Here is a 24,347-nt window from a genome sequence, read left to right on the forward strand (position 1 = left end):
GAGAGCGCGGATGACGCTCCCAAACAAAAACGGAGGCCGAGAGGCCTCCGTTTTCTTTCGCCGTTCGTTGCTATCGGCCGCTTACCCCAGGCGGCCCGCCGCGTGCGCTAGCAGCGTGTACACCAGGCCCGTCTCCGAGATCAGGTGGCTGCGCAGCTCCTGCGGGCCGCGGCCGTCGCGGGCGACTTCGTCGAGCAGGCGCTCGAACTCGGCGACGTAGCGGTCGACCGTGCCCTTGAAGTTGCGGTCGGCGCGGTACTTGCGGGCGACCTCGTCGAAGGCCTTCTGGCCGGCGGGCGTGTAGAGGCGCTTGGTGAAGGCCTTGTTCTCGCCGCGCTGGTAGCGGTCCCACATCTCGGCGGCGAGGTTGCGGTCCATCAGCCGGCCGATGTCGAGCGACAGCGATTCCAGCGGATTGCCGCTTGCCTGCGGGGCCTGCGGCTGCGGTGCAGGGGCAGCAGCACGGCCACGGGGAGCCTCACGGCCGTTCGGAGCGCCCTGGTTGGCGTCCGTGCGGTTGAGCAGGTCCGACAGCCAGCCGTCACGGTTCTGGTCGTTGTTGCCGGGCGCGACCGGCGGCGCTTCGGTGCGGCGCGCGGCCGGCATGCCGAGGTCCGGCGGCGGCAGCGTCGAAGCGCTGCCGATGTCGCGCATGCGGGTCTCCGGCGCGCGGCTGCCGACGGCGGCCAGCACCGGCTCTTCCTGGCGCTGCACGCTGGCGCGGCCCGCCGTGGTGACGTCGAGCCCGCGGCCGTGCTGGGCCACGATGCGGTTGAGCTCGGCGAGCGCCTCGATCTGGTCGACGATCACCTTGCGCATCTGCGCCGTGCTCTCGGCGGCCTCCTGCGGCATCTCGAGCACGCCGCGGCGCAGCTCGTTGCGGGTGGCTTCGAGCTCGTTGTGCATCTCGAAAGCCATCTGCTTCATGCTGGCGACGAGGTTGGTGAACTTCTCGGTCGACTGCTTGAACATCGCATCCGCCTCATCGGTGGTCTGGCGGTAGATGTCGTGCATGGCCTCGATGGTCTGCCGGTGCTCCTCTTCGGATGCCGCGCGCACCGCCTCGAACTGGCGGGTGATCGCGGCCGAGCCGGCGCCGGCGGTCTCGGCGACGACGCGGGCGATGTCGCGGGCGCGCTCTTCGGCAGCCGCCAGCGATTCATCGAGCAGGCCGGTGAAGCGCGACAGCCGCTGGTCGAGATCGGCCGTGCGCAGGTCGATCGTGGTGACGAGCGATTCCAGCGCCTGCTTGCGCTCGGCGAGCGAGGCGGTGGTGTTCTTGTTGCTCTGCTCGACGACCTGGGCGGCCTCGACCAGCGCCTGGCCGTGCTTGTCGAACTGGGTCGACAGCTCGCCGAGATCCTGCAGCGCCTTCGTGGTCTTGCTGTTGAAGACGTTGAGCTGCTCTTCCAGGTTCTGCGTCGCCGCGCCGTTGCGCGAAGTGACGTCGTTCATCGCCGAGACGAAGTCGGCGACGCGGGTCACCAGCGCCCGCTCGAGCGAGTTGAGATTGTCGTGCGCACCGGTCAGCACCTCCTGAAGCAGGATGTTGCCTTCGCGCAGGCGCTCGAACAGGGCGACCGTGTCGGTGCGCAGGATCTTGCTGGTCTCCTGCATCTCGGTGACGGCCGCAATCGAGACCTGGCGCGACTGGTCGATCGCGGAACGCGACGACTGCTCGAGATCCTTGAGCGACTTGCTGACCGCGCTGGTGGCGACCTCGCTCGCGGCGTTGATGGTGCGGGCGACTTCCGAGCCGTTGCCCATCATGGTCTGCGAGAAGGCCTGGCCGCGCGTCTCGATCGACTTCAGCGCGTCGGAGGTGACGCGGTCGATGTCGAGCGTGAGCTGGCTCGTCTTCGAGCCGATCGCGTCGACCAGCGCGCCGCGCTTGGCGTCGATCATGTTCGACAGACGGTCGGCCTGCTGCTGCACATAGGTGACGATCTCGTCGGTCTTGCCGGTCATGGCCTGGCCGAAGCTGGAGCTGGCGGCGAGCACCGAACGCTCGACGTCGGCCGAGCTCGACTTGACGCGCGAGCTCGCCTCGTTGGAGGCGGAGATCAGCGCGTTCTGGGCGTTGAGCGCGCTGGTCTGGATGTCGTTGGTGGCGTTGGCGGTGGCCGCGCTCAGCGTGCGCTCGATCTCGGTCGAGATCGTGCGGATCTGGCTCGCGGCGTCGGCCGAGGTCGAGGTCAGCGAGATCTGGGCCTCACGCGCGCTGTTCAGGATGGTCGAGGCGGTGTCGGCGCCGACCGCGGTCAGCGTGCGCTCGATGTCCGTCGTCAGCGACTTGATCTGGCTCGCTGCATCGGTCGAGGCGGAGATCAGCGTGCCCTGGGCCTCGCGAACGCCGCTGGTGAGCGCCTCGATGGTGGCGCCGCCGGCGGTCGCCAGCGCGCGCTGCATCTCGGCCGCGAGCGAACGGACCTGGCTGGTCTGCTCGGCCGAGACCGCGAGCAGGGTGCTCTGGGCGTCGCGGGCGCTGGTGGTGATCGTCTCGGCGGTGGACTGGCCGACCTGCGAGAGCGAGCGATGCACTTCGGCCGCGAGCGACTTGACCTGGCTCGCCGCGTCCGAGGACGCCGTCACCAGCGTGCTCTGGGCCTCGCGGGCGCCGCTCATGATGGTCTCGGCCGTCGAGGTGCCCGCCATCGTCAGCGAACGCTGCACGTCCGAGGACAGCGCCTTGATCTGGTTGGCGGTCTCGGTCGAGGCCGCGATCAGCGTGCTCTGCGCATCGCGGGCACCGGCGGTGATCGACTCCGCGGTGGCGGTGCCGGCCATCGACAGCGAGCGCTGCACGTCGGCGGTGAGCGTCTTGACCTGGTTGGCCGCATCCGACGACGCGGTGACGAGGGTGGTCTGCACCTCGCGCGCGCCGGCCAGGATCGAGGCCGCGGTGGCGGAGCCCGCCGCCGACAGCGTGCGCTCGACGTCGGCCGCGAGCCCCTTGATCTGGGTGGAGGCTTCGCCCGAGGCCGCGACCAGTGTCGACTGCGCTTCGCGGGCGCTGGTCAGGATCGAGTTCGCCGCACCGGTGCCGACCGCGGTCAGCGCCTGCTCGACCTCGGCGGAGGTCATCTTGAGCTGGGCGTTGACGTCGGAGGAGACCGTCAGCAGCGACTGCTGGGCGGTGCGCGCGCCGGTCTGGATCGTCTCGCTGGTGTTGACGACGAGGTTGGTGAGCGAGCGCTCGGCGTCCTCGACATGCGAGCGGATCGCAGTCGAGATCATCTCGGCGCGGGACATCATGTCCTCGCTGGCCTGGCGTCCGCTGCTTTCGATGCGGCCGGCGACGGCCTCGACGCGCGAGCCGAGCAGGTCCTCGAACTGCGCCACGCGCACGTCGATGTCGCTGGCGACCGAGCCGACCTTGGTCTCGATGGCCTGCTGGATCTCCTGGAAACGTGCCGTGACCGTGTCGGTCAGATGCGTGCTGCGGCCGTCGATGATCTCGGCGACGCCGGTGATGCGGCGGTCGACGGCCTCGATCGCCTGCGCGGTGCCGTCGGTGAGCGTCGAGCTCAGCAGCGTGAGGCGGGTGTCGATCGACTGCACGGCCTGCGAGGCGCCGTTGGTCACGGACGTGGTCAGGTAGGTGAGACGGGCGTCGATGGATTCGAGCGCCTGCGTGGCGCCGCCGGTGAGCGTCGTCGTGAGGTGCGTCAAGCGGGTGTCGATCGACTGGATCGTCTGCGACGCACCATCGGTCAGCGACGTCGTGAGGTGATTGAGGCGTGCATCGATCGTTTCGATGGCCTGCGACGCGCCGCCGGTCAGCGAGGTCGTGAGGTGGGTGAGGCGGGAGTCGATCGACTGGATCGCCTGCGCGGCACCGTCGGTCAGCGACGTCGCCAGCGTGTTGATGCGTCCGTCGATGGTTTCGGTCATCGACTTCGCGCGGCCGTCGAACGACTGCTCGAGCGCGGCGACGCGGCCGACGAGCTGCTCGTCGAAGGTCCTGATGTGGCCTTCGATGGTGCCGTCGAGGCTGGCGATCTTGCCGTTCAGCGAGGCGTCGATATTGCCGACGCGTTCGCCGATCGTGGTCTCGAACTGCGCGAGGCGCTGGTCGAGCACCGCCGTGATCTGGCCGCCGTTCGACGTGAAGCGGGTGTCGAAATTGTCGACATAGGTCTTCAGCGTCTCGGCGATGTCCTGCGTGCGCTGGCCCATGCGCTCGACGATCTCGCCGCCGAAGGTCTTCACGGTGCGGTCGAACTCGGAGATGTGGCGGGTGATCAGCGCGCCCAGCGTGCCGGAGTCGCGGGCGAACTTCTCGACCAGCTCGGTGCCCTGGTTCCTCACCAGCTCGTCGAACGCGCTCATCTGCAGCGACAGTGAATCGTGCGCGGTCTCGGTCTGGCTGACGACCTTGGCGACCAGGGAGTTGACGGTGGCGTCGAGCGCTTCGCTGGCCTTGTCGCCGCTCGTCATGATCTGGCCGGCGAGGCGGTTGCCGGCATCATCGATCTTGGCGGAGATGTCGTTGGAACGCAGCTCGAGCTCGAGCAGCAGCGAGTCCGACGAGTTCTTCAGGCTGTCGTGCACCTGCTCGGTGCGCTCGGAGATGCCGTCGACGATCGCGGCGGAACGCTGCTCGAACTCGCCGGTGATGCGGTCGATGCGCTCGTTCAGCATCTCGTGGACGCGATCGGCGAGGTCGACGAACTCGTCGTGGACGTGGCCGGTCTTGAAGTTGAGGCTGGTGGTCAGCCGCTCGCTGGCGTCGAGCACGGCGCGCGTGGTCTCGTTGCTGGCTTCCTCGAGGCGGTCGAGCAGGTCGCCGCCGCGCTCGCCGAGCGCCAGGATCATGTTGTCGCCGGCGTTGCTCAGCGCCTGGGTGATGTGGGCGCCGCGCTCTTCCAGCGCGCCGGTGATCGACTTGGCGACCTCGTCGACGCGGGAGGCGATCGCGTCCGAGATCAGCGCGATGTCGTGGCGCAGGTCGATCTGCACGCCGGAAATGGCGCTGCGAACCTGCTCGGCCTGGCCGACCAAATTGTCGCGCTGATGCGCGATGTCCTGAAGCAAAGCGCGGATGCGGACTTCGTTGTCGGAATAGGCGCGTTCGAGCGCGGCGACCTCGTTGGCAACCAGCGTCTCGAGCTCGCCGGCGCGCGCAATCGCACGCTCGATGCCGTCGCCCATCGCCGCGACCTCGCGGCGGATGGCCTGGCCGACGGTGACCATGGAATCGGCGGCCGAGCCTTCCGGCTCGGAGAAGCGGATCGCGACCTGCGCCATCGCCTGCGCGATCATGCGCATTTCCTGGCCGCGCCAGACGAGGCTGGCGAGGAAGTAGAACAGCATGATCGGCGCGAAGAACATCGCAACGAGGCCGGCGATGACGAGCACGCCGCCGCTCTGGCCCATGGCAGCCTGGATCGAGGGCAGGAAGCCGACGGTCAGCGCCGCGCAGGCGGCGAGCCAGATGCCGGCGAAGATGGTGGCGAAGGTGTAGACGCTGCGGGCAGGGCGGCCCTTCTGCAGCGCCTGGAGCAACTGACCGATGGTCTCGCGGTCGTCATTGGCGGGACGGCGCGCGGTGCGCGGCTCCTCGACCGGGTCGAACACGGTCGACCGTTCGTTCGCGGCGGGGCGCGGCTCGAAGTTCGGATCGTCAAACACCGGTGGCGCGGCTGGCGGCACCGGGGGCGCCGTTTCGTTGCGCATCGCGGCGTTGCGGCTGGTATCGGCCGCCGTGTCGCTGATGTTCAGGGCTTCCTGAATCGCAGAAAGCGCAACTTCTGTAGGGTCTTTGACCTTTTTCGGAGTGTTCGCCATGTTCAGTCCGAGCCCTCGTTACTTGTACGCGTCCCCCCGCGAGCCCTGCGCGCGGCGCAAGCCCACAGACCGGATCATGCCGCTTGCGCGGATCTCCGAGCCGTCCCCACCCGAACGGCTTGTCCGCCAATTTCTGCAACATCCTATTGGCAGAGCGTCGCGAATGAAATGCCCGCGATTAAGACATTCTTAATCATCGTTAACAGGATCGGGCCGTAACGCCTTAGCAATCAATGCAATTCTCCACTGGACTCGGCGGATTGCGGCAACTTTTCGTCAATAAACCGGCGGATCTGCGTCAATTTCCCCAAACATTTCGTTAACCATTTCCATGCTTGGGTGAGGGGAACCTGACCGCCGGACCGGCGGCCGTCGCGCGATGCCGGGGCCTGCGCCATGACGCCTGAACTGCAACGGATGGACTGGATGCCTTCGCCCCCGCTTGCGCCGATCGACAGCCCGCTCGACCTCGATCACCTCTCCCGGATGACGCTCGGCGATGCCGAGCTGGAGCAGGAAGTGCTGGCCATGTTCGCGGAGCAGGCGGCCCGTCTGCTCGCGGCGATGACAGCGTTGCCGGCCGAGACCGGCGCGCTCGCGCACAAGCTCAATGGCTCGGCGCGCGGGATCGGCGCCTTTGCGGTGGCCGATGCCGCAGCCAGCCTGGAGACTGCGATCCGGACAGGCCAGGGCCGGCCCCATGCCTTGGCCGCATTGAAGGAGGCGGTGGCCGAGGCCCGTGCCGCCATCGCGGCGATGCTGAAGCGTTGAGCCGATACGACCGGAGCCGGGCTCTAGTCGCTTGTTTTGACGCGTTTTCTTCCCGCAAAGCGGGATTCAATTCGCAACAAAACGCTATGGCGCCGGGCTGATCGACCCGTTATAGGACAGCCGGGACCCTCCTTCATTCAAAGCACCGCGGCAGCACGAGCACACATGGCCAAGATTCACTTTGTCGACCACAAGGGCGAAACCCGCACGGTGGAAATCGAGAACGGCGCAACCGTGATGGAAGCTGCGATCCGCAACAGCATTCCCGGCATCGAGGCCGAATGCGGCGGCGCCTGCGCCTGCGCGACCTGCCATGTCTATGTCGACGAAGCCTGGCGCGAGAAGGTCGGCAGCCCGACGCCGATGGAAGAGGACATGCTCGACTTCGGTTTCGACGTGCGCCCGAATTCGCGCCTGTCTTGCCAGATCAAGGTCTCCGACGAGCTCGACGGTCTCGTCGTGGCGACGCCCGAGCGCCAGGCCTGATCGTCTCCAAGCAGGCTATCCAAGTAGACTAGATGCTCGGCGGCGCGACCTCGATGCCGCGCTTGTGCCAGGGTCTGAGCTTCTCGATCACCTCTGCGGTCAGCGGCGCGGGTCGCCGCGTGGCCTCGTCGAGCAGGACGCCGACCGACGTCGCCGACGCAATGCACGTGCCGTTCGAGAACACGACCTGCTCGAATGTCACCGACGTTCGCCCGAGCTTGACCACGCCGAGGCCAAGCTCGATCGTGCTCGGCCAGTGCAGCTCGGCGCGAAAGTGCATGTCGAGCCGCACCATGATCCAGGCCAGGCCCGGCGGGGTCAGCCCGTATTCGGGAAGCTTCATCAGCGTGACACGGCCGGTCTCGAAATAAGTGGCGTAGACCGCGTTGTTGACGTGCTGGTTCGGGTCCAAGTCGCCGAACCGGACGTTGTCGCTGAGGCGAAACGGAAAGTCCTCGAGGTGCGGGGTCGTGTCGAGGCGGGCTGGTGCGTTCACCGGTTGATCTCCGTCATATCCATGCTCGTTACAGCCCAGTTATTCTGGCCCGGCAAGTGGGCGCGGCTGCGGGGCGAACCCGCTTTTATGCCTTCCCTGTTCCATCCCCGTTGGCTAGACAGGCAGGGTCACCTCTGCCCAACGGGCGCCGTCCAACCGATAACTACCGATAAAGAGACGACATGAGCGACGTGATCAAAACAGATGTGCTGATTATTGGCGCCGGCCCGTGCGGTCTGTTCGCCGCCTTCGAACTCGGCCTTCTCGACATGAGGACGCACTTCGTCGACATCCTCGACAAGGTCGGCGGCCAGTGTGCCGAGCTCTATCCGGAAAAGCCGATCTACGACATTCCCGGCATTCCGCATGTGTCGGGGCAGGGGCTGACCGACGCGCTGATGGAGCAGATCAAGCCGTTTCATCCGACCTTCCATCTCGGCGAAATGGTCGAGACCGTGGAGAAGATCGGCGATCCTTTGTTTCGCTGCACCACCGATGCCGGCAAGGTGTTCGAATGCAAGGTGGTGGTGATCGCGGCCGGCGGCGGCTCGTTCCAGCCCAAGCGTCCGCCGGTGCCGGGCATCGAGGCCTATGAAGGTACTTCGGTGCACTACGCGGTGCGCAAGATGGAGACGTTCCGCGACAAGAACGTGCTGATCGTCGGCGGCGGCGATTCCGCGCTCGACTGGACGCTCAATCTGCATCCGATTGCGAAGCGCATCACGCTGCTGCATCGGCGCGACGAGTTTCGCGCAGCGCCCCACAGCGTCGAGCAGATGCGCGCGCTGGTTGCCGGCGGCAAGATGGATCTGCGGCTCGGCCAGGTCACCGCGCTCTCCGGCGCCGACGGCAAGCTCGCCGGCGCGACCGTCAAGGGCAACGACAACAGCATCACCGAAATCGCCTGCGACACCATGCTGCCGTTCTTCGGGCTGACCATGAAGCTCGGCCCGGTCGCGAACTGGGGCATTGCGCTGGAGAACAATCTGGTGCCGGTCGAGACATCCGCGTTCGAGACCAACGTATCAGGCATCTTCGCGATCGGCGACATCAACACCTATCCCGGCAAGATCAAGTTGATCCTGTGCGGCTTCCACGAGGGCGCGCTGATGTCGCAAAAAGCCCATCGTTATGTCTATCCGGAGAAGCGGCTCGTGTTCCAGTACACGACCTCGTCCTCCAGCCTGCAAAAGAAGCTTGGTGTCAACTGACGGAAGCGTTCCGGGGCGGCGATGCCCCATGTTTCTGGTGCTGGAACCGTTCGCGAAATCGCCGTAGTCTGCGGCCATTCCGGTCGTGGGCTTGGCCAAATTTTTGGCTTAGCAAAGTGTTGGCTTAGCAAGGTCTTGGCCCAACGAAGTCTTGGCTCAACGAAGTCTTGGCTCAACGAAGTCTTGGCTCAGCAAGGTGATTGGCTCAGCAAGGTGATGATAATGCGGACTCTCGTTTCCAGCTCTCGGCTGCTCTCCTTCCTCGCGCTCGCATTGTCACTCGCGATGGTGAGGCCGTGCGCGGCGCAGACCGCCGAGCCCACGGCGGCGGGCCTCTGGCAGAAGGTCGAAGACGGCAAGACGGTCGGATGGTTTCTCTTCATCGATCGCAGTGGCGTGTTCGAAGGCGTGATCGCCAAGACCTTCCCGCGGCCGACCGACGATCCGAACGAGGTCTGCTCCAAGTGCACCGACGATCGCAAGAACGCGCCGGTGCTCGGCATCTCCTTCGTCCGCAACATGAAGCGCGAAGGATTGAAGTACGAAGGCGGCAACGTGCTCAATCCGCGTGACGGCCAGATCTGGAAGGCCAACATGCGGGTCAGCCCCGACGGCCAGACCCTGACGCTGCGCGGCTATCTCGGCATCGCGCTGCTCGGCAAGGACGAGACCTGGACGCGTCTGCCGGATGCCTACATCGCGCAGGTCGATCCTGCCATCGTCGCAAAATACTTGCCGGCGCAGGCCGCAGCCGCGAAGCAACCCGCGCCCGCGGCGAAGAAGGGCGGTGCCACAATGGCGCCGGCAAAGCAATAAGGGCGCAGGCCGGCACTGCGCGGCCTCAATAGCTCTCGCCTTGGCGTAGGGGTCTTCCCCGCCACCGGATCTCCAGCCTGTGCGACCACCTTCGCCGAAGGGCGAATGCGCCTCGGAACCTTGCCAGTAGTTCCCCGGAATGCGCGCTGGCGCTGGATTTGCATAGCTGTTGGCAAAGCTGCTGGGGGAGCGAGTCGCCGTCTCCACGCCCGCGCACCATGCGGAGGGCGGACGGCAGCGTTTGCCCCGCGGTGATCACTTCGATCGCGGAGACCACATGAGACCTGCAAGACAGTGTGCCGCCGTGCTGCTGGGGCTGACGGTACTGACGCATTCGGCGCTGGCGCGCGACGACGGCCGCTTCGCCAACTCGCCCTTAAAGCCCTGGTTCGAGAGTCTGCATAGCGAATTCGGGCAATGCTGCTCGGATGCCGACGGCTATGTCATTGCCGATGTCGATTGGGAGTCCGATCGCGGCCGCTACCGCGTGCGCATCGACGAGGAGTGGGTCGTGGTGCCCGACGGCGCCGTGATCACCGTGCCGAACAAGATCGGCCGCACCATGGTGTGGAAGCACTATGTCGACGGCCATCCGCGCGTGCGCTGCTTCATGCCGGGCAGCATGACGTAGACGCGCGTCATTCCGGTCGGCGCGCGGCGCCGAACCCGGAATGACAAAGGCGAGCTTAGTGCGCCTGCTTGTTCGAACCCGCGCTCGCGAGCTGCTTGATCCGCGGCGACAGCACGGAGACCTGCACCGGCGAGGCCGGCATGCCGGCGACGGTCATCGCAGGGCTTGCAGACTGCTCCTCGACGCCGGCGCCGCCGAGCACCTGCACCTGCGTCGCCGTGATCGGAAACGACGTCACTTCGTAAGAGGGAAGCTCGCTGGCGAACGCGGCGGCCGAGCTCGCAATCATGGCGCCGGCAACGGCAATCATCGAGAGAACGCGCATTGGAAAATCTCCGTGGAAAATGTCAATCGGAGGTTTGGTCGCCGCGGTGCCGCGACAGGTTCGCTCGTGCGCGAACAATCCCGTTGCCTTCGGCGCAGATATTGATTGCTTGATGCGAAGGGACGAAACGCGGAAGAAGTTTTCCGCGCCAATATTTCCGGACGGTTTCGCGAAAGGCGCTTGCGGTCTCAGGTCACCGGCGCGGGATTGAACAGTGTAAGGTCGTTGTGGATGCCCCAGCGATCCGACCACGGCTTGGTGCGGCCAGAGGCGACGTCGAGGATCAGGCGGAAAAGGTCCCAGCCGGTCTCCTCGATGGTCTTCTCGCCGGTTGCGATCTTGCCGGCGTCGAAATCGATCAGGTCCTTCCAGCGCCGTGCGAGCTCGCTGCGCGTCGCGACCTTGATCACCGGCGCTGCCGCAAGGCCGTAGGGCGTGCCGCGGCCGGTGGTGAAGACTTGCAGCGTCATGCCGGAGGCGAGCTGCAGCGTGCCGCAGATGAAGTCGCTTGCCGGCGTCGCCGCGAACAGCATGCCCTTCTGCGTTGCCTTCTCGCCGGGCGAGAGCACGCCGGCGATCGCGCTCGAGCCGGACTTGACGATCGAGCCCAGCGACTTCTCGACGATGTTGGCAAGGCCGCCCTTCTTGTTGCCGGGCGTGGTGTTGGCGCTGCGGTCGGCGCCCCCGCGGGCAAGATAGGAATCGTACCAGGCCATCTCGCGCACCAGCGCGCGGCCGACGTCCTCGTTGATGGCGCGTCGCGTGAGCAGCTGGATGGCATCGCGCACTTCCGTCACTTCCGAGAACATCACGGTGGCGCCGGCGCGGACCAGCAGGTCTGCGGCGAAGCCGACAGCGGGATTGGCGGTGACGCCGGAGAAGGCATCGCTGCCGCCGCATTGCAGCCCGATGACGAGGTCGGAGGCGGGGCAGGTCTCGCGCTTGCGGGTGTTGAGAACCTTCAGCCGCGCTTCCGCCTGGGTCATGATCGCATCGACGATGGCACCAAAGCCGTCGAAGGCTTCGTCCTGCATGCGGACGATGGCATCGCTCACGCCTTCGGGCACCAGCCGCTCCGGCGCCAGCTTCTCGCAGCCGAGGCCGACCACCAAGATCTCGCCGCCGAAATTGGGGTTGAGCGCGAGGTTCTGCAGGGTGCGGATCGGCACGACAGCGTCGGGCGCGGTGATGGCGACGCCGCAGCCATAGGCATGCGTCAGCGGCACGACGTCGTCGACGTTGGGATATTTCGGCAGCAGCTCGGCGCGGATGCGCTTCACAGCATACTCCATCGTGCCCTTGACGCATTGCACGGAGGAGGAGATGCCGAGGATGTTCTTGGTGCCGACCGAACCGTCCGGATTGCGGTAGCCTTCGAAGGTGAAGCCTTCGAGCGGCGGCAGCGGCGCGGGGATGGCGGTGGAGATCTCGAGCTTGTCGAGGGCAGGGGCCTCCGGCATGCGGATGCGCGCCTCGTCCACCCATTCACCGGCCAGGATCGGCGACAGCGCGTAGCCGATGATCTCGCCATAACGGATGATCGGTTCGCCTTCGGCGATGTCGACCAGCGCGGTCTTGTGTCCCTGCGGCACGAAGGCGCGGAGCGTCAGGCCGCTGGCGAAGCGCGAGCCGGCGGGGAGCCCGAAATCATTGACCACGATCGCGACATTGTCGCGCTCGTTGAGCTTGATGTAGCGGGGCTGCTCTTTCGCTGCGACGTCCTGGTCCATCTGCGGGCTCCGGGATTGTAGGGTGGGTTAGCGCAGCGTAACCCACCACTGTCTGTGTCCGCAGAAACGGAAGAGGAGGGTTACGCTGCGCTAACCCACCCTACGACGTCTAGATATCTCAACCCGGATACGTATAAGCCGTCTTCACCGTGGTGTAGAACTCGCGTGCGTAGGAGCCCTGCTCTCGGGCGCCGTAGCTCGAGCCCTTCCGGCCGCCGAACGGCACGTGATAGTCGACGCCGGCGGTCGGCAGATTGACCATCACCATGCCGGACTCGCTGTTGCGCTTGTAGTGCGAGGCGTATTTCAGGCTGGTGGTGCAGATGCCGGAGGCGAGGCCGAACTCGGTATCGTTGGAGATGGCAAGCGCCTCCTCGTAGTTCTTGGCACGAATGACGGCGGCGACCGGACCAAAAATCTCCTCACGCGCGATGCGCATGTTGTTGTTGGCTTCGGTGAACAGCGCCGGCTGCAGGTAGTGGCCGGGATTCTCGCGCTTCAGCAGCTCGCCGCCGAAAGCGAGCTTGGCGCCTTCGTCCTGACCGATCTTGATGTAGCGCAGGTCCTGGTCGAGCTGGCTCTGGTCGACCACGGGGCCGATATGCACACCGGCCTTGAGCGCATCGTCCACCGACAGGCTGTTCAGGCGTTCGGCCACGGCCGCGACGAAGCGGTCGTGGATGCCTTCGGTGACGATCAGGCGCGAGGAGGCGGTGCAGCGCTGGCCGGTGGAGAAATAGGCACCGTTGACGGCGACCTCGACGGCGGTCTTGAGGTCGGCGTCATCGAGCACGACCAACGGGTTCTTGCCGCCCATCTCGAGCTGGAACTTCTTCATGGGGTTCGAGAGCACGCAGGCCTGCGCGATCTTGCGTCCCGTCTGCACCGAACCGGTGAAGGAGATCGCGGCGACGTCAGGATGCTCGAGCAGGGTCTGGCCGACCACCGAGCCGGAGCCGACGACGAGATTGAACACGCCCGCGGGAATGCCGGAGCGGGTGATGATCTCGGACAGCGCGTGCCCCGAGCCCGGCACCAGCTCGGCCGGCTTGAACACCACCGTGTTGCCGTAGCAGAGCGCCGGCGCGATCTTCCAGGCGGGGATCGCGATCGGGAAATTCCAGGGCGTGATCATGCCGACGACGCCGACCGGCTCACGGGTGAGCTCGACGTCGAGGCCGGGACGCACCGAAGCGCCCTTCTCGCCGATCAGGCGCAGCGCTTCGCCGGCGAAGAACGCGAAGATCTGGCCGGCGCGGGCGACCTCGCCGATGCCTTCAGGCAGGGTCTTGCCTTCCTCGCGCGCGAGCAGGCGGCCGAGCTCTTCCTTACGGGCGAGGATCTCGAGCGAAATCTTGTTCAGCGCGTCGAAGCGCGCCTGCGGGGTCGACTGCGACCAGGCGGGGAAGGCGGCCTTCGCGGCGGCGATGGCCTTCTCGGTCTGCGCCTTGTCGGCCTTGGCGTATTCGCCGACGAGATCATTGGTGTTGGAGGGGTTGATGTTCCTGGTGATGCCGGAGCCGTCGACCCATTCGCCGCCGATGAAGTTCTTCAGGATTGCTGTCATCTTTTTCCTCCAGGGGAACGTTTTTAACGGACGAGACAGGGACGCTTGTCGTCAAACGTCCAGCCGGGGATCAGGTCCTGCATGGCCATAGCGTCATCCCGGCCGCCGAGTCCATGCTTCTTGTAGAGCTCGTGCGCGGCCTCGACGGCGGTGCGGTCGATCTCGATGCCGAGGCCCGGGCGGTCTGGGACGGCGATCTTGCCGCCCTTGATCTGGAGCGGCTCTTTGGTCAGGGCCTGGCCGTCCTGCCAGATCCAGTGGGTGTCGATCGCGGTGACCTTGCCGGGAGCGGCGGCGCCGACATGGGTGAACATGGCGAGCGAAATGTCGAAATGATTGTTGGAGTGCGAGCCCCAGGTCAGGCCGTTGTCACGGCAGGTCTGGGCCACGCGCACCGAGCCTTGCATGGTCCAGAAATGGGGATCGGCCAGCGGGATGTCCACCGCCCCGAGCCGCAGCGCATGGGAGAGCTGCCGCCAGTCGGTGGCGATCATGTTGGTGGCGGTCGGCAGGCCCGTGGCGCGGCGGAACTCGGCCATGATCTCGCGGCCGGAGAAGCCGGCCTCGGCGCCGCAGGGGTCTTCGGCGTAGGCGAGGATGCCGTGCATGTTCTTGCAGAGGCTTATCGCCTCATCGAGCGACCAGGCGCCGTTGGGGTCGAGCGTCACGCGTGCGTTCGGGAAACGTTTTGCGATGGCCGTGACGGCCTCGATCTCCTGCTCGCCGCGCAGCACGCCGCCCTTGAGCTTGAAGTCGGCGAAACCGTAATGATCGTGGGTGGCCTCCGCCAGCCGCACCACGGTCTCGGGCATCATCGCCTCCTGGTGGCGGAGGTTGAACCATTCCGCCTTGCCGGTCTCGCCGGTGACATAGTCGAGCTTCGACCTGCGGCGATCGCCGACGAAGAAGAGATAGCCGAGCGTCTCGACGCTGCTCCGCTGCTGGCCTTCGCCGAGCAGCGCGGCGACGGGCAGTCCGAGATGCTGGCCGAGCAGGTCGAGCAGCGCGGATTCGATCGCGGTGACCGCGTGGATCATGACGCGGAGGTCGAAGGTCTGCTTGCCGCGGCCGCCGGCGTCGCGATCGGCGAAGGCGGTGCGGACGTCGGCGAGGATGTTGTTCATCGCGCCGACCGTCTTGCCGATCACGAGGTCGCGCGCGTCCTGGAGGGTCTGCCAGATCTTCTGCCCGCCCGGCACCTCGCCGACGCCGGTGTGACCGGCATTGTCGGTGAGGATGACGATATTGCGGGTGAAGAACGGTGCATGCGCGCCGCTCAGGTTGAGAAGCATGCTGTCGCGGCCCGCGACCGGGATCACCTGCATCGCCGTGACCACAGGTGCACCGGCGACTGACGCGCCGGAAATCTCAGTCTGGGCCATCGCACGCACCTCCCTGTTGTCCTTATTCTGCAGCCTGTTGTGACGATCGTGCGGCGGGCAGCTTCTGCACCAGCGCGGTCAGCTCCGCCATCTCCTGCTCGGTGAGATCGGTGAGCGGCGGACGGACCGGGCCGGAATCGCGGCCGATCACCTTCATGCCGGCCTTGATGATCGAGACCGCGTAACCCTTCTTGCGGTTGCGGATCGCGATCAGCGGCAGGATCAAATCCTTCAGGCCGGCCTGGATCGTGGCGTGGTCGCGCTTGCGCACCGCGGCGTAGAAGTTGGTGGCGAATTCCGGCACGAAGTTGAACACGGCCGAGGAATAGGTCGTCACGCCCATGTCGAGATAGGGCAGCGCGAAGGTCTCGGCGGTCGGCAGGCCGCCGACATAGGTGAGGCGGTCGCCGAGCTTGGTGTAGACGCGGGTCATCAGTTCGATGTCGCCGATGCCGTCCTTGTAGCCGACGAGGTTCGGGCAGCGCTCGGCAAGGCGTGCGAGCGTGTCGGGCTGCAGGATCGCGTTGTCGCGGTTGTAGACGATCACGCCGATCTTCACGGCGGCGCAGACCGCCTCGACATGGGCGGCAAGGCCTTCCTGTTCGGAATGGGTGAGGTAGGGCGGCAGCAGCAAGAGGCCGTCGGCGCCGGCCTTTTCCGCACCGATGGCGATCTCGCGGGCGATCGCGGTGCCGTAACCGGTGCCGGCGAGCACGGGCACGCGGCCCTTGGTCTCGTCGACGGCGACCTTCACGACCTGCGGAACCTCTGATGGCGTCAGCGAGAAGAACTCGCCGGTGCCGCCTGCGGCGAAGAGACCTGCTACGTCATAACCGCACAGCCAGTCCATGTTGGCGCGGTAGGTCGCCTCGTCGAAGGAATGGTCCGCCTTGAACGGCGTGACGGGGAAGGACAGGAGGCCCGATCCGATCTTCTGGGCCATTTCCTGCGGGGTCATCTTGCTCATGGGCGCTCCCTTGTCGTGTTGCGGAGGACGCAAGCAGAGGCCGCGCGTCCATGCGCCGTGGTTTAGGAGACCGTTCGATGCGCGTCCAAGCCAAAGCCTATATCGACCGATGCGGATTGAGCATCAATCCTCGGCCGGCTCCGCGGAGGACAATTCGCCGGCGATCTTGACCAGCGCCGACAGCAGCGGGTTCTCGTCCTCGCGCCGCCACACCATGAAGAGCTCGACGGGCACACGGGTGCGCAGTTTCAGCGGCCGCAGGCGCACGTCGGAGATCTTCAGGTTCGCCGCCGCCGCTGGCACGATGGCAAGGCCGAGGCCGGCGCGCACCATCGCGAGGATGGAGTGGATCTGGCTGAGATGCTGGACGTAGCGCGGCAGCACGTCGGCGCGGGTGAACAGCGCCACCAGCAGATCGTGGAAGTAACGGCTCTCATAGGGCGAGTACATCACGAAGGGCTGGTCGTCGAAATCCTTGATGGTGATGCCGTCGGCATTCGCCAGCGGATGTTTTTTCGGGATCGCCGCGAGCAGCGGTTCGGCGACGACGCGGCGGCTGGCAAGTTCGGGCCGCGCGATCGGCGGCCGCAGCAGGCCGGCGTCGATCTGGCCCGAGGTCAGCGCCTCGAACTGGTCGCCCGACACCATCTCCTTTAGCGAGAAGTCCACCTCGGGCAGCTTGGCGCGGCAGGCGGCGACGAGCTCGGGCAGGAAGCCATAGGCCGCGGCCGCGGTGAAGCCGATCTTGAGCGAGCCGGTCTTGCCGAGCGCGATACGACGGGCGACCTGCGAGGCGCTCTCGGCAAGCTTGAGGATGCGCCGCGCCTCCGGCAGGAAGCTACGCCCCGCGGGCGTCAGGCGCACCGAACGGCTGGTGCGCTCCAAGAGCGGCGCATCGATGATGTGCTCGAGCACCTGGATCTGCCGGGACAGCGGCGGCTGGGTCATGTTCAGCCGTGCGGCGGCGCGGCCGAAATGCAATTCCTCCGCCACCGTGACGAAACAGCGGAGCTGGTTGAGGTCGAACATCGATACATGCCTTAGATGGATAAGGCGTTTCCCCGGCACTTCTAGCATCGATCACCCCCAAAACAAAGACGGCGGCTTTGTGGGCCGCCGTTGAGTTGCCTGGTCAAGCTCCCATGGGAGCCCTCAGGAGGAACAGCCTGATGCGAGACGCCTCACGTCCGCTGCGGGACACCACTGCGCTCATCACGCGCTTCCCTTAAGTCTCGGCCCGTTTTCCCCGACACGAGTCCTAGAGGCGCGCGCGGCGAAGTGTCCAAGTTCAAGGCGGCATCGATCGATGCCGTTTTTGGATTGATGGAACGGCAGGTGAGGGGAACGACCGTGAGGCGGCGAGAATGCGCGTCACGGGCTCGTCATTGCGAGGAGCCCTTGCGACGAAGCAATCCAGAGTCCTTCCGCGGAGCGACTCTGGATTGCTTCGCTGCGCTCGCAATGACGGGTGAAGCGGCAGCTGCGGCGCTTGGGCGCGCTACTGCTGCGCGCTCGGCAGCAGCTGCGGCAATAGTCCGCGCGTCACGTTCGGCGGCACCGCATCGAGCCCGAGCGCGGCGCTCGCCGCCGGCAGCGCCGCATCGGCCATCGCGGCGTGACCCTCGGCGCTCGGATGCACCGCTCCGCCGTAGACGGCGGAGAGCACGCCCCAGGTCGCGTCGTGGATGTCGGTCGGCTGGCTCGCCGCCGGCAGGCCCTGCGGATAGGTCATCGCGGCGAAATAGCTGTCGTTGGCGTCGCGGACCCAGCGCGCGCGGGGCAGGTAGGCGCGGTACTCCGAGGCGCCGCGGCCGCACAGCATCGGCTGGCTCGCCGCGCTGACGATATCGGGATTGAAGCTCTGGCCGTTCTCGGCAAAGCAGCTGCGGTCGAATTCGGGATCGTTGGTGGAACGGGCGCAGAAGCCGTGCTCGGCGAATGCGGCCTGGTGCGCGTCGACGAAGGTCATGCGGTCGGCTTCGGGATCGCGGCACAGCGCACCGCGGGTGCAGGTGGCGAGCCCTTTCAGCTGCGGCAGGAATTCGGTGTCGACGAAGGCGGAGACGCGGGCGAGGCGCTGCGGATCGGTGTTGAAGGACGGGTGGATGTCGAAGCCGGCTCGGCCGCCGCGGCAGGGCGCGCCGCCCTCGGCGAGCGCAGGATTGGCGTAGGAGACATAGACCACGTGCGAGAGGTCGCCGCCGACCAGCGGCTTCAGCGCCTCGCGCAGCTTGACGAAATTCTGCGGCAGCTCGCGCTGGAGCGCATCGCGGGAATCGTCGACGCTCGCCATCACGCCGGAGCGGCGGAACAGCGCGCGCTCGGTCGCGGTGTCGACGATGACGTCGGCGACGAGACCGGAGAAATAGACGTCGTTGGCGCCGACCGAGAGCAGCACGAGGTCGAGCGTGCGCTCGGGCTGGCGCTTCTTCGCCGCGGTGACGGCTTCCCGCAGCTCGGCGACTTGCGCGTTCACGCTGGTGTTGCAGACGCCGGTCTTGCCGGGCGGGCATTCGCGGGCGCGCTGGGAGCCGAGCAGCCCGTCGCCGATGCTGGCGCCGGTGCAGGCGAGCGGCAGGAAGGTCACGGCGATGTGGGTGTAGCGCACCGCGAGCGCCAGCGCGGTGCGGGCCTGGTAGCTGTAGAGCGAGCGATGGCAGGGCGCATTGAACCAGAGCGCGCTGTAGCGTTGCCAATTGGCGAGCGTATCGGGCGCCTCGCAGGCGCGGCCGCCCTTGAAGCCGTGGCGGCTCGGACGATAGTACTGCGCACCCGCGGTGCCGAGATAGGAGCGGAAGCAAAAGCCTTCGTCCGACAGCGCCAGCGGCCGGTCCGGATTGCCTTCGCCGGAGGCGATGCTGTCGCCTAGACCTGCGATGAAGATGTCGCGCACCTGGATCTCGGTCTGGACCCGCTGGGTCGGATCGGAGCCGGCGGAGACATCGACGGTCGCAACCGTCTGCTTGCCGTAGCGGACGCGCAAATTGACCGGCTCGGCGCAGTCGAAGGTCGAGGCCTGCGGGCCGTCGCCGTCATCGAACGACCAGGCGCAGGTGGCGCCGACCGGCACCGCGCCGGTCAGGCGCACCGTGACCGGATGGTCGATCGGCGTGATGTAGTTCTCTTTGACGTTGTCGCGGGTGCAGGGCTGATTGACCCGGCCCTGCAGGTCGATGCAGAGCCTGTTGACCATGTTGCGGGCCCAGCCGCGCCCCTCGCTCTGGAGCTCCAGGGACTGCTCGGCGGCCAGAATGCTGCGGTTACGCGCGTTCTCGACATGAAGCAGGAAGTCGCGCTCCTCGCGGAACAGGCGGAAGCGGTTACGCACCTCCCAGCTGATTTGCAGGCTGCCGTCCTGCGCGGCGGCGCGCTCGGGCAGGACTGACAGCATGCCGGCAAGCAGCACGGTACCTGCGGAGAGGGTACGAAGGAATACTGAGATCATGGCCCGCGTCTTCAACGGCAAAGTTGAGGCGGAAATAAGAGAGGATTGCGCCCCGGCCTGCAACCTTTGCCCGATGATTTCCGGGGGGGCGCTTGACGGCTCTTGGCGGCTCAGCGCTTGCTGGCCTGCCGCAGCAGGCGTTCGCGCTCCATCGGCGTCACCTCCTTGGGCAGGTTGGCCTGCGCGCAGGCTTCCGCCAGCCGCCGCCGCTCCTGCCACGGCGCGACCACATTCATCCAGAGCTCGCGCGTGCCCATGATGGAGATGGCGAGGCCGAACGGGATCACGAAATAGAGAATGCGGAACACCAGCAGCGTCGCCAGAAGCTCCTCGCGGCCGAACTGGGGCAGCGCCACCAGCATGGCCGCATCGAATACGCCGATCGAGCCGGGGGCGTGGCTGGCAAAGCCGATCAGGGTCGCCAGGATGAACACGACCGCGAGCGACATGAAGTCGATTGGCGGGTTGGAGGGCATCAAGAGGTACATCGCCGTGGCGCAGAAGCCGAGATCGACGACGCCGATCAGGATCTGCACCAAGGTCAGCGGCGCCGAGGGAAGCACCACCTTCCAGCCCTTCTGGCCGAGCTCGCGGCGCTTCTCGCCCATGCAGAGCCAGACGAGATAAGCCCCGATCGATGCGAGTCCGCCGAGGGCGATCAACCGGTTGAGCGACGAGGGCAGCTGATCCATCGAGGAGGCCGCATCCGGATGGACGGCCATGCCGATCGAAAGCACGAAGATGTTACCGAGCCAGAAGGTCAGGCCCGACAGGAAGCAGATCTTCGCGACGTCGATCGCGTTCAGCCCATAGTCCGAATAGATCCGGAAACGGATCGCGCCGCCGGTGAAGACCGTGGCTCCGATGTTGTGGCCGATCGAATAGGACGTGAAGCTGGAGAGCGCTGCGATGCGATAGGGCACGTGCTTCTTGCCGATCGTTCGCAGTGCAAAAAAATCGTAGAAGGTCAGCGTACAGAACGCGAAGAAGACGCAGATCGCCGCCAGGCCGATATTGCCGCGGGGAATCTCGGTCAACGCGGTCAGGATGACCCCGGTATCGATGCCCCTTAGGGTCCGCACCAGCGTGGTGATCGCGAAGGCGATGATGAAGATGCTCGCGGCAACTCCGAGCCGTCGCCAGCCGATCCATCTCTTGAAGCCGCGTTTCAGCGCGGGCAGCAGTCCGTGCATTCATCCTCCCGGCGGGGGGCAAGAGCGACCGGGCCAGGCATTGGCCGGTCGGGTGCGATCACGGCCAAAGGCAGGCATCGATCGCGAGGCATGATCCAGCTCATTTAAGGCAAAATCAGCGGCTTGTGCAGCCCTTGACAACAATAGGTTCTGCGTTCGGCCGGCAACTTTGTCATACGCAGTTCATATCGGCGGCGCGTTAAGCATATGAGTCGTGAAAACCGGCTCCATTCGCGCCTTCACTGTGCCGACACGGTGTCAAATCCTGGCGCGGTCCGCATTGTTCCAGCGCAAGCGGTATCGGCCTTTTTGGAACGTCGATGCCGCGTGGTCGTTAGGCTCCATCAGCAATCGAACATGGCGGAATATGCGGCTTTTCGTGCAAAGCCGGCGCCGCCGTGTTCCCAAGACCCGAGAGGATCGGAACGATGGGACTGTTCACAAAAGACATCAAGACCATGAACGACCTGTTCGTGCATCAGCTCCAGGACATCTATTACGCCGAGCAGCAGCTCACCAAGGCGCTGCCGAAGATGGCGAGCAAGGCCACTGATCCGCAGCTGAAACAGGGCTTTTTGACGCACCTCGAGGAAACCAAGCAGCACGTTGCTCGGCTCGAGGAGGTCTTCAAGATGCACGGCGTCGCGGTGAAGGCGGTCGACTGCCCGGCCATCGACGGCATCATCGAGGAAGCCGACGAGACCGCCGGCGAAGTCGCTGACAAGGCGGTGCTGGACGCGGCCTTGATCAATGCGGCGCAGGCCGCAGAGCATTACGAGATCGTCCGCTACGGCAGCCTGATCGCCTGGGCCAAGCAGCTCGGCCGCAATGATTGTGCGACGGTGCTCGCCAAGACGCTCGAGGAGGAGAAGGCGACCGACAAGAAGCTGACGACCCTCGCCGAGAGCAAGGTGAATCTGCGCGCGGCGAGCTGAGAAGAGGTAACCACGAGCGCCGCGCGATATTCCGCGCGGCGCTTTTGCCTGCTCGCCTCCCGCTGCCGTGGTGCTGCTTCGGTGCGCCGTCGCGAGGATCAACAATGTGACCGAACTCGCTCATCTTCCATTCACCACTTCTGTAGCCGGTTACCGATCGTCCACCACTGTCGGCTCAAGTGCGGGTCGATAGGGGCTGGCAATGTATCAAGTTCTCTACTGTCTCACCGACGAACATGACTGGCGACTGGTCGCCCTTGGGGGCGCAGTGTGCCTGCTCGCCAGCGCCGCGGCGATCAGCCTGTTTCAGCGCGCACGCGCGACGCACGGAGCCGGGCGTCTGGCCTGGATCGCCCTGGATGCGGCCGTCAGCGGATGCGGCATCTGGGCGACGCATTTCATCGCGATGCTCGCCTACGGCCCGGGGAGCGCCGGCGCCTACAACATCCCGGTGACAATTCTCTCGCTGATGTTTGCGATCTCCCTGACCTTCGTGGGCCTGAGCATCGCGGTGGGGTCCTCGCGCCAGGTGTGGATCGTCGTCGGCGGCGCCATTGTCGGCCTGGGTGTCGCGGCGATGCATTACACCGGCATGGCTGCGCTGGAGATGCCGGCACGGGTGGATTGGATCGGGAGCACGGTTGCCGCCTCGGTGCTGTTCGGCGTCGTCTTCGCAGCGCTGGCGCTGTTCGTGGCTGCGCGAGGTGACGACATTCGGCATGCGTTGAGCGCGACTGCTCTGTTGACGCTCGCGATCGTCGCCCATCATTTCACCGCGATGGGCGCGGTGCTGCTGACGCCGGACCCGACGCTCGCAATCAGCGGGCTCTCGATCCCGCCGGCCTCGCTGTCGTTCCTCACTGCCAGCGCCGCCGTCGCGATCATCGCGATAGCGCTCGTGGCCGCGCTGCTCGACCGCCGCGCCAAGGGCGAACTGGGCCGTCAGCAGATCGTGCTGGACAGCGCGCTGGAGAACATGTCGCAGGGGCTGTGCATGTTCGACGCCGACGGCAAGATCATCCTGTTCAACGAGCGCTATGCCGCGATGCTCCGTCGTACCGACGTGCCGCTGACCGGCCGCTTGCTGGTCGAGGTGCTCAGGGAAGAGCAGGCCAAAGGCCAGTGGCAGGGCGACGCCGATGAATTCTTCGCCCGCCTCGTCGCCGACGCGCGCGAGGGCCGCACCACGACCGACGTCGTCAACCGGTTCGGCCGCTCCATCCGGGTCGTCAACCAGCCGATGCAGGGCGGCGGCTGGGTCGCGACCTTCGAGGACATCACCGAATGGCTGGAGGCACAGGCCAAGATCTCGCACATGGCGCGCCATGACGCGCTGACCAGCCTGCCGAACCGGGTGCTGTTCCACGAACAGCTCGAGCAGGGACTGCGTCAGACCAAGTCGGGCGACCAGCTCGCGGTGCTTTGTCTCGATCTCGATCACTTCAAGGACATCAACGACTCGCTCGGCCATCCCATCGGCGATGCGCTGCTCAAGGAGGTCGGCCGCAGGCTCAAGTCCACCGTCGGCGAACAGGACACCGTGGCGAGGCTCGGCGGCGACGAGTTCGCGGTGGTCCAGATCGGACGCTCCGAGGAGATCGCCGCGCGATCGCTTGCCGGACGTCTCGTCGAGGTGATCTCGGCGCCTTACCAGATCGACGACCATCAGATCGTGATCGGCGTCTCGATCGGCATCTCGCTGTCGCCGCAGGACGGCAGCAATCCGGACGAACTGTTGAAGAACGCGGACCTTGCACTCTATCGCGCCAAGGCGGATGGCCGCGGCACCTATCGCTTCTTCGAGACCGGCATGGATGCGCGTGCGCAGGCGCGGCGTCTTCTGGAAATGGATCTGCGCGCGGCGCTGCAACGCGACGAGTTTCAGGTCTATTATCAGCCGATCCGTGAGGTCGCCAGCGGCCGCGTCGTCGCCTTCGAGGCGCTGCTGCGCTGGAACCATCCGCAGCGCGGGCTGATCGCGCCCATCAGCTTCATCCCGCTCGCCGAGGAGACCGGGCTCATCGTTCAGCTCGGCGAATTCGTGCTGCGCTCCGCCTGCGCCGATGCGGTCACCTGGCCCGACGATGTCGACGTCGCCGTCAATCTGTCGCCGGTGCAGTTCAGGAGCCCGAACCTGATCGCAGCGGTGACCGAGGCGTTGGCCGTATCGGGACTCGGTGCGCGCCGCCTCGAGCTCGAGATCACCGAATCCGTTCTGCTCCAGAACAGCGAAGCGACGCTGACCACGCTGCACGAGCTGCGCGCCATGGGCGTGCGGATCTCGCTGGACGATTTCGGCACCGGCTATTCGTCGCTGAGCTATCTGCGCAGCTTCCCGTTCGACAAGATCAAGATCGACCGTTCCTTCGTGTCGGAGCTGGCGACGCGCGAGGATTCCATGGCGATCATTCGCGCCGTGACCGGCCTCGGCCGCAGCCTCGGTATCGTCACCACGGCGGAGGGCGTCGAGAACGACGCGCAGCTCGAGCTGCTCCGGCGCGAGGGCTGCACCCAGGCGCAAGGTTATCTGTTCAGCAAGCCGCGGCCTGCCTCGGATGTCGCGATCATGCTGGAACGGCCGCGGCTGCGCGCCTCGGCTTGA

General features: G+C 66.1%; 17 protein-coding genes. 7 read left to right on the forward strand and 10 right to left on the reverse strand.

Annotation, left to right across the window (positions count from 1 at the left end):
* Nucleotides 1-81 precede the first annotated feature (81 nt).
* The gene (locus ACNJYD_RS13400) at nucleotides 82-5,790 is read right to left on the reverse strand and encodes a negative regulator of septation ring formation (RefSeq protein ID WP_439366619.1); all 5,709 of its coding nucleotides are present in this window, start codon (nucleotides 5,788-5,790) and stop codon (nucleotides 82-84) included.
* A gap of 396 nt (nucleotides 5,791-6,186) precedes the next feature.
* On the opposite strand from ACNJYD_RS13400, the gene ACNJYD_RS13405 reads away from it, so the two are divergent.
* Both ACNJYD_RS13405 and ACNJYD_RS13410 read left to right on the forward strand, forming a co-directional pair.
* Entirely contained in the window at nucleotides 6,187-6,561 is a 375-nt protein-coding gene (locus ACNJYD_RS13405) for an Hpt domain-containing protein (RefSeq protein ID WP_439366620.1), read from the forward strand.
* Nucleotides 6,562-6,726: 165 nt separating this feature from the next.
* On the forward strand, nucleotides 6,727-7,047 hold the full coding sequence (locus tag ACNJYD_RS13410) for a 2Fe-2S iron-sulfur cluster-binding protein (RefSeq protein WP_008143731.1): 321 nt from the start codon (nucleotides 6,727-6,729) through the stop codon (nucleotides 7,045-7,047).
* Between the two features lie 28 nt (nucleotides 7,048-7,075).
* On the opposite strand, the gene ACNJYD_RS13415 is transcribed toward ACNJYD_RS13410, so the two are convergent.
* Nucleotides 7,076-7,543 carry an acyl-CoA thioesterase gene (locus tag ACNJYD_RS13415; RefSeq protein WP_172785267.1) on the reverse strand — a complete coding sequence of 156 codons (468 nt, stop codon included), beginning with the start codon at nucleotides 7,541-7,543 and terminating at the stop codon, nucleotides 7,076-7,078.
* 182 nt (nucleotides 7,544-7,725) lie between these two features.
* Here ACNJYD_RS13415 and ACNJYD_RS13420 point away from each other — a divergent pair, with 182 nt between their 5' ends.
* The 3 genes from ACNJYD_RS13420 (at nucleotide 7,726) to ACNJYD_RS13430 (ending at nucleotide 10,201) form a co-directional block, all read left to right on the forward strand.
* Nucleotides 7,726-8,754 (forward strand): NAD(P)/FAD-dependent oxidoreductase, encoded by a 1,029-nt coding sequence (locus ACNJYD_RS13420; protein ID WP_439366621.1) that lies wholly within the window; start codon nucleotides 7,726-7,728, stop codon nucleotides 8,752-8,754.
* A gap of 222 nt (nucleotides 8,755-8,976) precedes the next feature.
* Entirely contained in the window at nucleotides 8,977-9,570 is a 594-nt protein-coding gene (locus ACNJYD_RS13425) for a DUF2147 domain-containing protein (RefSeq protein ID WP_212260262.1), read from the forward strand.
* A 277-nt stretch (nucleotides 9,571-9,847) separates the two neighbouring features.
* The gene (locus ACNJYD_RS13430) at nucleotides 9,848-10,201 is read left to right on the forward strand and encodes a hypothetical protein (protein WP_212260264.1); all 354 of its coding nucleotides are present in this window, start codon (nucleotides 9,848-9,850) and stop codon (nucleotides 10,199-10,201) included.
* Nucleotides 10,202-10,256: 55 nt separating this feature from the next.
* Here ACNJYD_RS13430 and ACNJYD_RS13435 read toward each other — a convergent pair whose 3' ends face one another.
* The 8 genes from ACNJYD_RS13435 to ACNJYD_RS13470 all read right to left on the reverse strand — a co-directional run bounded on the left by ACNJYD_RS13435 (nucleotide 10,257) and on the right by ACNJYD_RS13470 (nucleotide 20,810).
* Entirely contained in the window at nucleotides 10,257-10,526 is a 270-nt protein-coding gene (locus ACNJYD_RS13435) for a hypothetical protein (RefSeq protein WP_246572062.1), read from the reverse strand.
* 188 nt (nucleotides 10,527-10,714) lie between these two features.
* Nucleotides 10,715-12,256, reverse strand: coding sequence for a galactarate dehydratase (gene garD / locus ACNJYD_RS13440; RefSeq protein ID WP_439366622.1), 1,542 nt, complete (start codon nucleotides 12,254-12,256; stop codon nucleotides 10,715-10,717).
* Nucleotides 12,257-12,374: 118 nt separating this feature from the next.
* Nucleotides 12,375-13,823, reverse strand: coding sequence for an aldehyde dehydrogenase family protein (locus ACNJYD_RS13445; protein ID WP_439366623.1), 1,449 nt, complete (start codon nucleotides 13,821-13,823; stop codon nucleotides 12,375-12,377).
* A 23-nt stretch (nucleotides 13,824-13,846) separates the two neighbouring features.
* A complete protein-coding gene (gudD, locus tag ACNJYD_RS13450) occupies nucleotides 13,847-15,205 on the reverse strand; it encodes a glucarate dehydratase (protein WP_439366624.1) in 1,359 nt (452 codons plus the stop codon).
* 22 nt (nucleotides 15,206-15,227) lie between these two features.
* A complete protein-coding gene (kdgD, locus tag ACNJYD_RS13455; RefSeq protein WP_439366625.1) occupies nucleotides 15,228-16,172 on the reverse strand; it encodes a 5-dehydro-4-deoxyglucarate dehydratase in 945 nt (314 codons plus the stop codon).
* 123 nt (nucleotides 16,173-16,295) lie between these two features.
* Nucleotides 16,296-17,201: a LysR substrate-binding domain-containing protein gene (locus ACNJYD_RS13460; RefSeq protein WP_172785259.1), complete on the reverse strand. Its 906-nt coding sequence runs from the start codon at nucleotides 17,199-17,201 to the stop codon at nucleotides 16,296-16,298.
* Nucleotides 17,202-17,670: 469 nt separating this feature from the next.
* Nucleotides 17,671-19,617 (reverse strand): hypothetical protein, encoded by a 1,947-nt coding sequence (locus ACNJYD_RS13465; RefSeq protein WP_439366626.1) that lies wholly within the window; start codon nucleotides 19,615-19,617, stop codon nucleotides 17,671-17,673.
* Nucleotides 19,618-19,727: 110 nt separating this feature from the next.
* Nucleotides 19,728-20,810, reverse strand: coding sequence for a lysylphosphatidylglycerol synthase transmembrane domain-containing protein (locus ACNJYD_RS13470; RefSeq protein ID WP_439366627.1), 1,083 nt, complete (start codon nucleotides 20,808-20,810; stop codon nucleotides 19,728-19,730).
* Between the two features lie 428 nt (nucleotides 20,811-21,238).
* Between ACNJYD_RS13470 and ACNJYD_RS13475 the strand changes: the two genes are divergently transcribed.
* Nucleotides 21,239-21,745 carry a YciE/YciF ferroxidase family protein gene (locus tag ACNJYD_RS13475; protein WP_172785256.1) on the forward strand — a complete coding sequence of 169 codons (507 nt, stop codon included), beginning with the start codon at nucleotides 21,239-21,241 and terminating at the stop codon, nucleotides 21,743-21,745.
* Nucleotides 21,746-21,947: 202 nt separating this feature from the next.
* Nucleotides 21,948-24,347, forward strand: coding sequence for a bifunctional diguanylate cyclase/phosphodiesterase (locus ACNJYD_RS13480; RefSeq protein WP_439366628.1), 2,400 nt, complete (start codon nucleotides 21,948-21,950; stop codon nucleotides 24,345-24,347).

It is taken from the genome of Bradyrhizobium sp. SPXBL-02, from assembly GCF_051853065.1.
Taxonomy (GTDB): Bacteria; Pseudomonadota; Alphaproteobacteria; order Rhizobiales; family Xanthobacteraceae; genus Bradyrhizobium.